A 10,739-nucleotide genomic window follows, 5' to 3' on the forward strand; every position below is an offset into this window, starting at 1 on the left:
TTTAGTTACCCAATCAGATCTGATTGAACTAATTTTACGGGGGAAAAAACCCCATCTCGGTTAGTAAATAGGAAAATAGATTAGAATATTAATCTCGGAGGGTTTTTCATATTTTATAAAAGTAAAATTATAAAATAATTAGCTATACTTCGTACCAAGAAGACGCTTCTAAATACTACAGTGCTCCATTATTTTTACTTTAATTTTAAACTGCCGTAAAAAATTATTTTTTTTACGAAGGACACAATTTTGTGGTTTTTAGTTATGTCCATGGTAATTATATTTAATGCCACCTACAATACTATTAAGGTCGTATTCATAATGTCATGGCGTATAATGATGGCTACTACTTTGACATAGGTTCGCATAGCAATTTCTTGTATGGATATGAAATTTTAAAATTTCACGAACCATAATGAAAAATCTAGAAAAGCTCGCGAGAAAGCCCAGATTAAACCACGAGAGATTTAGCCTAGATATAAAACATAATTTCTAATTGCGTCCATAAATAGTTGGTAATAGGTATTGGACCTATTTTCGACAAGTAGACTACTGTCCTTAATGATCTCAGAAACTGTAAAGTAAAGTAAGGCGGATGAAGGGGCGAAATACACGCCCTAGATATGTCTCTGTTTGATTTCACGTCGGAAATGACCTAAACGTATTTCACGCTTGCATCCGATTACTTCGTTAACAGTTGTCTCGGACTATAGATAAGTAAAAATTATCATTAAGAATTTCAGCGAGTTTTTAACAAGAACATAATTTGGGTTTATTAGCGAGCACGTAAGACATACGTATGAGTAGACAGTATAACCGATTCATTAGCGTATGCTAAGCTATTCGTCAGCAAAGTAGGAGGCGAACAAATTTGTTCTGAGCCAAAAATAATAGATTATTTGATGGCCCCAAACTTGACTACCGTAGCTTCTCGGAGTCTTGTTGACAAACTGGGGGTATGAGTTTTCAAGCTCGGAGAACTCTTAGTTACTGTAATCATATCTACGTAACAAAATTTATTAAGTCTTCACGTAATCGAAGCCCTCACTCACGATCTAACATAAATTCATTTAATAAAAGCTTAACAAGTAACCAATAATACTAAACCCAACTTCATTATTTTATTAATTGGTAAAGAGGTTATCAAACAAAAGAACTCATTTCTAGACTTCTTTTATCACTCAGCTAATTATTTAAAACTGCTAGCCAATTGCTACATAATAAATTATTGACAGCTTTAAGCCCACATAGGTCTACTCTCCCTAAATAATTTGCATTTACTTAGCGTAGAAGTTCTAGTACTTGGGGTATTCGTTATAGTAGACGTTATAGGTATTAGCTTGTCAGTTTTGATACTATTCGTCTAAAAGGACAAAAACATGGTGCTCCTTAAACACTATCCCTAACTTTATTAAGAAATAGTGATAACCTTTTTCCTCTATTGTTGGTTAGCTAAAGCCCAACAAGCGTTAGTTTTATTCGAAACCCGCCATTGGTTAGTAATTAAAACTACCAAAATACCTACCTAAGTACTTGCCCACGAACAAATCCCCGTTGTTGTCATCTCGCAAAGTGACCTATAAAATTTTATGGTTCGTCGCGTGCAGCCCAATTTAGTTCTGGTATCTGCGGTATTGACGAGAGATGAAACCAATCATTAGCATCGCAAACCGGTAAACGAAGTTTAGGAGGTATTAGTGCGTAGTATATTAAATCGCGATGAAGTGGTGGTACTGGTTTTCCACCTACTGGTTATAGCACTTCATTTGTTTATTGTCTCTAGTCTAGTAGTAATCCATTATTTGGACGATCGCGTTACACGAAAAGAACCAAGTAGTTCTCTAACACATGTTACGACGCAGGATAACTTAGCTGGAGGTCTCTTACTCAGTCCGCTCAAGCTACTTTTAGTGGAAGTAGTCAAGGATTTTAAACACAAAAAGAAACATCAGCAGACTTGCGACCCGTCACTTAATGAGCTCAAGCTAGAGCAAGTATTCCTAGGGCTACTAGGTCCAAAGGAGAAACTAAACAAACAGGGCTTGCAGCTACACAGGTGTATTCAAAAACGGCATCCTTATTTTTTTATTAATGACATTCTGTTTTAAACAGGAAAGTGTTGAGTTAAAAGATTTCAAAAAAGAATAATACATCTATATCATCAGTTCTTCACTTATTATTCTTGATATTTATCCCCTTACTGTTACCTATTCTTTTATTTGAATCGTGAGTACCATTAAACACGAAAGTAATACAGAAGAACATGATTCCTGTCACTTATGGAGTGTATAGGGCGAATGAGTATGTGACTATAATGTCTTGGTATAAGATACTTATCATTGGCATACCAATTAATACTGATATCTATAGTTGTTTTTGTCCTTCAATTACAAGGACTAAGCATGGTACAACCACTTAATGTAAGAGGGCAAAGAAAATTCCTATCTCTAGTCTGAACCCATTTATCAGTTTTAGGTGTTCCAATGTGATAACTCAACTGTCTTCCACTATTCCGTAGAGTTCACCGTGTTCAAGAAATGTTTCGTGGATTTTTTCTAGCCTACCGAGTTTAGTTTATACTCGCACTACCGTTTTGTGCAATATTCCCTCATATGCCTTGTATACCGTGACGTCTTCTTCGTGTTTTCCGTAATTTAAGTAATGGTGGGCTTTAGTTTTCGTCACGAAGTCACTAATTGACCTCATTACACGTTGTTATCTGGGATTTATTAAATGGGGCTTAATTCGCTATAGAATTAAGCCCCTACTCAATAATACAACTAATTCCTCAGTGCTATTAGAACGGCTGAACGAGTAACCTGAGGTACATAAATACCCGTAGATGATATACAGGATTCCTCTTTCAAGCTCGTTAAACCCCAACTTTACTTGGTAGAACGTTCACTAGTTTTTGTATAAAAAGTCGAAAACGCGCATGGAGACGAACTCGATGTTAAAGTTTTTCGCATATTGGCGCATGCCTTTAAGGAAATGAATTTCGCCATTTTTCTCCCTTACCTCACTAACTGAGGTTGCTATTTAAAGGTATTTATTTTTCATAAGGTGGAACCGAGTCACAAAGACGTTCGTAAAGCTGTGGAAAAGGACGTTAACCTAGCTTATGTTAACAATGTGGAAACGGTACTCAATAAAGTAACTGTGCCCATCCCTCCAAAAGTAGCAAACAATGTTAGTGTACTAGACGAGGATTCCGCTCATTAAGACGAAAAAAGAATCGTCAAGCGCAACACTGCTACGATTATCGAGGAACTCGTGCACGATAAACTTATCGTCGTTCAGGATGTGACGATGACCGTCGTCATTAATTTTGTTTCAGTAAAAATCATTCTAAAGGTATTACTTAATCCCGTGGTATCCGCCAATCCATAACGTAGGTTTATCTTCAAGGAAGGAGTATTCTTTCAAAGAGACCCATACGACGCTCACGCATACGTCCTTGATATCGTTGAAGAGGTATATGTGGTATGAATGGCTCTAGTTTCGTTCCGTGACACGACATACAGAACGGCTAGTAAAAAAATAGATGTAGGCCCGGCTGACGAAGTTGATAGGGTCTTCGAAGTATCGGTTAAAAACTACCTTTTACACCAAGATAGTCTATCCGAGGTCATGCTTTGTATTAGAGTCGCGCTAAATCTGGTTAACGTACTTGTGCGTTCGCTTGAAGTGGAAAAGGACCAAGACCATCACTGCTGAGAAGTTCAAAATTATGAAGGCCCGGAGGTCAAAGTACTTTCGCGTGTTAAAATTGGCTACTTAAACTGTATTTTAAAGGAATAAAAACATTTTATAAACTAATCCCGATTAACCCCGATACAACGAAATCTTAGACTTGACTAATCCTAGTAATTTGCTCAATGCGGTCCACAAAAACTCGCCAGACGAAGTTTGACGAAGTGCCATTAACGTATTACAACTAAATTAAAAAGGTCGGTACGTTATTTATTCAGTTTTCGATGCCGCAGTTTACATTCAACTTATAGCGGGTCAGGTCAAACAACATTAACTATTCCTTTAAAGTCCCAGCCTAGTAAAAAATCAAAACAGCGCTCGCACCAATCCTCAACCGACAATAGATGACTAACAAAGAAACAAACGAAATATACTGAAACAACAGAATACAAGACGTAGGTGCAGTTACATCATCAAAAAAGATGCTCGACTCAACTAAAAACTCAATGGAAAACCGAGTTACCTGATATATTTTTATTTATTATTTGTATCTCGTTTTCCGTGTCACAAGGAGGTTAGTCGTAGGTAAAAAGAGAGAGTAATTCTGATGAATTTATTCGAAAGTGTAATTGAGGTTTCACCGACGCTGAACAACAAGCGCTCAACTACGAACTCAAACAAAATGAAACTCAACGTCGAAAAAATTAAGCAAGAGCTCGAGAAGATTTGACCGCTTTAGGTACGAATAATAGCAATGTCTATTGCAAAACAAAACTATAGCGTTGACAAGATGTCATAATGCTAGCAAGAATTAATGAAATCGGTTAACTAACTCATTTTTGGTTTTTGCTAAAACGAGAAGACATAATAATGAAAAATTTTCAACGCGTTACGCTTTGAATCCTGACTATTGAACAAACCGTAGTCCCTTTTTGAGTACTATCTATTGCCGCTAAACAAGTAGATAAAAGAGCCAGACGAATAAATTCTTTACGTTAAAGTAGGGTAAATGATGCTCATTCCTCTAATTGGTCTCTGTTTTTTCCTCTGGCTGATCAACTATAGGGAAAAATTAGTTTAGTGAAAATAAAGGTACGACGTAAAGAGGAACCGTCTCTAAGTAATAGAAACGAAAATTGTAAGAAACTCGTTAGGTTCATATACTACAAAGGACTAAAAATCCTCTACTTCGTAGTTAAACTTAACGCGACAGACATTTTTCATTACCTACCATAACACCCACTAAAAAATCTATCTATAGTCGATCAAGGGGACTTTCTCGTGGAACCTTTAGGAGTCATAACTACTCGTTTCAACAAAGTGTCTATGTATCGAGAACACCAAGGTCCCGTTTGGTTAGATGTCATTATCGTTTTTTAAGTTACAAAACCAGTAACTTATTAACGTAATCTATAGCTTAAGCGACAAACGAATAATGTCATTGATCTATAACTAACAAAACTATAGCACGAAATAGTTTTCGCTTTACTTCGAGTAGATGCCCAACTCGATTGAAAAGAAGGTTTCGTATTCCTTAACGTTAAGCGCGAAAAGAAAGTCCTTCGGTACTTTTGAGGTCTAATTCTTCTGATTGTACGAGTGTGCAAAGTTAATGATTTCAAAATGTGAGTCAAACGTTACTAAATTAAAGACGTTTTGACGCAACTCGTCCACCTTGTTAATTACAGGGTGGAAGTAAATTAAATTCCGTTTTCGTAGGACGAAGTAGTTCTACAAAACATTTCTCTTTTTCTTATAGGTAAGGATTCGTATACGAGATTCAAAAAAACGTAAGTAACGTCAGGTGACAACAAAGTCAACAACGCGGTTATCTATTTGATGTTCACGTATAACTCCTGAACTCAACATAGCCCAATATTGTTTCTTTAATCCTATTCGATAGGTTATAAGTAAAGGAAATGGTCAGTGATCAAGTTAGTTTCGCCGCGCACTTCCTACTAATACACTCCGCCAATAACCGAATTGCGGTACGCGTTACTCGACTCATATCATTATTAATCCAGAAAATCCTAAGTAAACTTATGCAAATACATTGCATGGATGGTTAAACCGTAAAACTCGTTGAGGTAGTAACCCAAAGGTCGGTACGACCATCTTCATTAAGCGCTATGAAGGATATCTTAGTCGTAATAATCACTGGTCCAGCGCAAATGGCCATAATAATTTTAGTTGTCGTTTTAATGCCATTGACGACCCGTATTTAACACCAACTGGATATCGCGGTCGCATTCTCGGAAACATAACTCAACGTCCTTGTGGTACAAGTGCTGTTTCATCATCTATGAGAAAATCGAGAAATCACTTCATCCCACTCGCAAAACCTATCAATTTACGGTTACAACGGTTACGTAGTTCTTGAGCTACTAGAGGAACAGCAAGAGGCATATTGCAAAGATGCGGATTTTAACGTTATTATTAGAGACCACCTTGTGGTATAAAAAAGACACGGGACAGATTCCGAAGAGACAATCGTTGGGTTATTAGGTTAGGTGGAAAATTTGCACGTCCTCACTCTTTATTTAGAGACATTTGTAGGGTTAAAAAGAAAAGTATCCCAAAAAGGTAACTAAGTTATTATGGTCCGACTTATTGATGAACTAAGTAATAACGACATTCAAGAAACCGTAATTTCACCATGAGAAACTGGTATGAAAACTATTTTTCGACGTGTAGAAAAGAAAAGCATTTACGCCATAGACTTATTCAACTCTTACTTTTTTCATCGTTGTAATAACGTTATTCGGGGTTTGGACCATAAGCAGCGTATCGCGTAGGATTATTTTTAGTTTACTATTTAGAATAATTTTAACGTGATATAATCGTTTATGAAATTCCAGCGCGCATAAATTCGATCTTACGCGATAAACGTTTTATCCATGAAGTCAACTCACTAAATTTCGCTTAAGCATTAAAAAGTTAATAACGGGTATAACTGGTACCATTTAGATGGAACCGCCTAGCTAAATAGGTTTAAACACCACCAAATTGACTTGCACTTTACTCACGAGTTCACGATCTGAGATACCTATATCTTGCTCTCGCTCCGTAGTGCTAATTTCGTGTCACACAAAGAAATTTAATGTGACGTTTCCTGCCATTTTGGATAGAGAACTTAAAGTAGCTATGTGGTCCTGTACAGCTAAAGTCGATGCTCCATAGCGCGAGTGACCGACGTACACTTCCCCGTTAAGAACAACAACTACGTCGTGTTCCGCATCTTCGTGTTTGTCAACGACAAACAATGTGTCGGTAACTGGTTAGTAATAGACAAAACGGTCATGAATTGTTTTAACTAAATGGTGTTCGGCTTGGGCTCGCACAATAAAGTCTTTAACTTCTGTAATAACCACAACTACGAGTACTACGTTATGCCCAGTCACGATTTTCACCGAAACCTCACCTTCTACATGAACTTCGCAATCACTGAGCATAAGGAGGTGGTCTTCCCCTATAATTGGTTGGCAATGTTCGAAACTAATAACTAAGAACCAAACTATCGATAGAGCCACAACAAAGTAATCATGCGTAACAGTTACCAAGTTATGCATTTCCCCTATTCTACTCTCAATACAGGTGTCCTGCGAGAATACTTCAGCTGGTTCAACCATATAAATGGGGATTTGCATGTTTTGACCTACATGATTTACGGCCACTCCATCCAATAAACCATCGTCCTTAATTTCTTTAAGTTCCACGGGGTCATCCCCTATGCGAATGAAACCTTTTTTTAGGTCGGCTCTTTGGTGAAGGACCCAAGGTTGCACATTTTGGAGTTCAAATACGACCAAATAAAGGATAGTCAAGACTACTAAAACTCCGTAAGGCACTTCGGGAACGATTTAATTCGAATTTACTACGAAGTAATAAAATACTTGGACTCAGAAGACTTCGCAACCCAAAACCAAAGGCTACGCCTAAGAATCCATACGAAGTATACCTTTAGCAGGTTCTCGCGGACCTTGCTCTCATGTTAGAGCTAAATTATAGATGACGCGGATGTCAACATATAGTTTAAAATTGTGTTTTTCTGCTCTGCTACGACTAACTATTAGGTAGAGAAAACGGCGGAGAAGGAGTTTAATTTCTTTACATACTCGGATAACACTCCCGTTTATATGAACACGGAGTTCTGAAGGAGCCAAGTTAGTAATTAAACACACAACTCGCTGCCCCATAGGTCCAGTTATACTGAATGTCACCAGCGGTTCAAAGACATTGAATACTATAAGGATACTCACTTCACCAAAGACTGAAAAAACTAGCTAATTTCAGTCATTCGGCACCAATACGTAGTGAACTAATATTAAAAAATGCGAAGGTTCTTCGACTGAATCAATTTTACCTGTAAAATTAATTATCACTTGCACACCTACGCGAAAGTCAATAGCAAGTAGCCAGAAGTCGAGTTTGAGCACCTTTTAATTAGCGACTTTTTTACGCACTAAATTAAGGTGCTGTTTACAAACTACAACGTTAAGTTCGACGAAATCCATCAGTATAATAACGGTCTGTTTGTCATTTTCGTAATGCATTCTTGCAATGACGTTTTACAATACCACCACTACACTGAGCTTTTGCTTTTAATAACCTTTTTGTTTTTCGTCCATTTTTTGCGTACTTCGTTCATCCCGTACACCTTTATGGCGTTCTTCGTAAGTACCGACAAAAGGTTTGACTATTTTTCTTTATCATGTTCCGTAATTACTATGCAACCTACATAATAAGCTTTGATTCAAACTAATCCTATATTTAAATACTTAAAACGAAATTATAACCAACATGATAGCAAGTAGTCACCAAAATAAATAAATAATCTACAAGAAAAAACCCGTTCTTTTGCGCGACTCCTAGTTTTTGGTTTAGCATAATAACTTATAAGTGCTAGAAAAAAAGGTCATAAAAAGTAACATAATTAAAATGCGAGCAAAGATTAACTTGGCAAGGCATAAGGAAGACCAAGTAACCTCGGTTGTAACGAACAACCACTAAAACAACGACATTTATTCAAATAAATACCTAATTCTGAAGGACAAACCCTTTTTTTTCAACAAAGCTAAAGACTGGGATTTTGTCCTGTCCAACGTCATAAAGCGACCGGCGGTCTAGGAAGGATACTAATGTAGTTTTCCCATTATCCTCATGGTCCACTATTTTAATCAATAGTGTTATTCCACAATTGTTAATTACCTTCCTTTCGTTTTGTCTGAAAACAACTCATGTGATAACTACTTTCAAGCCCTTTTCGTCATCGATTTATAGTTCTTCTAAATTTACCATGTCATGTATTATAAAAACATGCTTGACTACAAGGTCGACATCTAAAACTATAACACCACGGACTCCCCTTAATAAAGTACTACCCACTATTAGCACTACTGTCGCGCCTGTCGGCCAAGACCCCTAAGCATGGGCTTAGGATAAACGCTCCGTCTCGTAAAAATCAAACCTACTCAACCTTACCGTTTTTCCTATTGCAAGCAACCAGATCTTATCCTTTTAATTAGGGTATTCCTACGTTATAGCAAATACTAAGAGACTAGTTTTTTGCATGAAATTCAATTTCGTCTTTTCCTTATCGTTTACGTATTTGTTTTCCCTTACTGAAAATATCCCTACTATAAATGTCAGCAACACTAACAATACCGACGTTAGCAACATTACGCACAATAAGGTCAAATAAACGTCATAATGAGGTAATAATTTAGCCATTTTCCTAATTTAAGTCACGGAAATAGGTGTAATTCACCACTAGGGCACCGTCTACAATTAGAAGATTTCTCGTGGTACCTATTTGCGAATCTATAATTACCCCACCTTTCAAATTTCCTTTTAGTCAATTACTAACTTGGATATCCAAGGTTATTTAAATCTCACTTTCACTTTATAGTTCAATAATTCGGGAATCATATATTATATTCGAATAATAAACTAAAACTAGTATGTCTTCTCCAACATCGTCCGTCACTTTCAACTAAATCTTTCTGATACGTCCGCTAATTTAATATTTAAGTTATTATAACGGATAGAGTTCGTTCGAAATTGCGTAACATCACAACCATCACTTTTGATACTCGCAAAGCTCAAAGAACCTCTAAGTTAAAACTCAAAACATTAACGATTACTTAACAAAGTAGCAAAAGGGAATGTTTCGCTTCCGGTTAATTCAGCAAATGCAAGTAAAAATCAAGCCCCGCTCTACAACCAACTTAACCGATTTCTTTAACTAGACCCCCTAAAGGACAAAAATCCTGTTCCACTCAACTTTTCGCCTCCAAAAGCAGCACGGAGATAAGAACGACTACGATACCTTCGACAAAAACGTCGTTAAAAAGAACTACCCCCCTAGCTCTGTCGCTTTCTTCAATAAAATTTCAATATAGCTAGGTCTGAACGTCTAAGATTAAATTTACTAACGGATTTTCTACGATTTTGAGTTAATGTTCTTATAAATGTTCGACTTTTTTACCGAGAAGGTCTCATATGAAACTGATTCCACCTTCCCCTACTCGTGTTAGTCTATAAGATATATTGTACATACCATTAACCTCGTTTTGTTGTTTGAAAACCGGTTCCTAGATTGGCATCTTTTCGTCTTGTTAATCGACGCTTCAGCTACAATCTCGATAATGCAAGTGGTTTTAGAGAAATCATGTAATGCAACAAATTAAGTATCCAAAGTAGAGGATAGCTCGCAGTTCGAGCGTACTCACTTTGGACTAACAGGGATAAAATTTTAGCTCCTTTTTTAAGTGGAATTTCCAAGTACACTAGGGAGGGGGGACTTGAAAGCCGTTCAGGACAAACTGAGACAGTTTGCTCATAAATCTGTATCCGCTCGCTGTGCTTGTTTCACTCCCGTTTAGGCACTACTTAATACCTTCGTTCAGTTTCTTGACAATCTACTAATATGAGGAAGTTTTACCTATGAGTAAATCCCTAATCGGGTTCGGTTTAATCCGTTTTAATAGTTAAATAGTAATTACTTGAATTATAAATAAATTATATAAACTATCATATTACCAGAT

At 36.8% G+C, this 10,739-nt stretch carries 1 protein-coding gene; it reads right to left on the minus strand.

Annotation, left to right across the window (positions count from 1 at the left end; translation table 11 throughout):
* Positions 1-6,971: 6,971 nt before the first annotated feature.
* Positions 6,972-7,409 carry a hypothetical protein gene (locus DGG96_RS10680; RefSeq protein ID WP_133249334.1) on the minus strand — a complete coding sequence of 146 codons (438 nt, stop codon included), beginning with the start codon at positions 7,407-7,409 and terminating at the stop codon, positions 6,972-6,974.
* Positions 7,410-10,739 lie beyond the last annotated feature (3,330 nt).

Source organism: Legionella qingyii (genome assembly GCF_003184185.1).